Origin of the sequence: Klebsiella sp. HMSC16A12, assembly GCF_001808265.1 — a bacterium.
GTDB lineage: Bacteria > Pseudomonadota > Gammaproteobacteria > Enterobacterales > Enterobacteriaceae > Klebsiella > Klebsiella pneumoniae.
Genome location: NZ_KV792556.1, coordinates 1 through 823, shown reverse-complemented (window position 1 = coordinate 823; position 823 = coordinate 1). Strand labels below are relative to the sequence as shown.

At 60.0% G+C, this 823-nt stretch carries 2 protein-coding genes and 1 pseudogene; 2 read left to right on the top strand and 1 reads right to left on the bottom strand.

The window, feature by feature from the left end:
• Positions 1-107 (top strand): annotated as a pseudogene (locus tag HMPREF3140_RS06410) (AbrB/MazE/SpoVT family DNA-binding domain-containing protein); the annotation flags it as partial.
• The gene (locus HMPREF3140_RS06405; protein WP_070552889.1) at positions 104-520 is read left to right on the top strand and encodes a type II toxin-antitoxin system VapC family toxin; all 417 of its coding nucleotides are present in this window, start codon (positions 104-106) and stop codon (positions 518-520) included. The pseudogene HMPREF3140_RS06410 and the gene HMPREF3140_RS06405, both read left to right, overlap by 4 nt.
• A gap of 97 nt (positions 521-617) precedes the next feature.
• Here HMPREF3140_RS06405 and HMPREF3140_RS06400 read toward each other — a convergent pair whose 3' ends face one another.
• A complete protein-coding gene (locus tag HMPREF3140_RS06400) occupies positions 618-779 on the bottom strand; it encodes a helix-turn-helix domain-containing protein (RefSeq protein WP_224357367.1) in 162 nt (53 codons plus the stop codon).
• Positions 780-823: the final 44 nt, after the last annotated feature.

Here is an 823-nt window from a genome sequence, read left to right as displayed (position 1 = left end):
CCGTCCGGCCGACCTGGGGCTCGTTCGCGCAGTTCGAGAAGGCAGACCCGGACTTTATGGCGGAGCGCGAGGACGTTGTCAGCGACGAAGGACGATTTAACCTGTGAACAAGACCTATATGCTCGACACCTGTATCTGCTCGTTCATCATGCGCGAGCAGCCGGAAGCCGTCCTGAAGCGCCTGGAGCAGGCGGTGCTGCGCGGCCAGCGCATCGTTGTCTCGGCCATCACTTATTCTGAAATGCGCTTCGGGGCCACCGGCCCGAAGGCCTCCCCGCGCCACGTCGAGCTGGTCGACGCGTTCTGCGCCCGCCTCGATGCCATCCTGCCCTGGGATCGCGCTGCGGTGGACGCCACCACGGAGATTAAGGTGGCGCTGCGCCTCGCCGGAACGCCGATAGGCCCGAACGACACGGCGATCGCCGGGCATGCCATTGCGGCCGGCGCCGTACTGGTGACAAATAATGTGCGGGAGTTTGAGCGGGTGCCGGATCTGGTGCTGGAAGACTGGGTAAGATAACGTTGTAAAACAATGCGGTGCAGGTGAAAAATCCGGTCAGATACCGGACCAGGGTGCAGTCTCTCCTGTACAGGGCAATCACTCTCACCGGCCCCGTTCAGCTCTCTGTCTGCTTCAGGCGGAACTCGCCAAGGGTAAGGTCTGCAACGCGTTTAAAGAACTTTGAGAAATGTGTGGTTTCTTCAAATCCGAGCGTCTGTGCAATGGTCCCTACGGGTAAACCGGTATGCGCCAGCATTCGTTTTGCTTCAAGAACGATCCGGGCAGCTATGGCACTGTTGCAAAGTTAGCGATGAGGCAGCC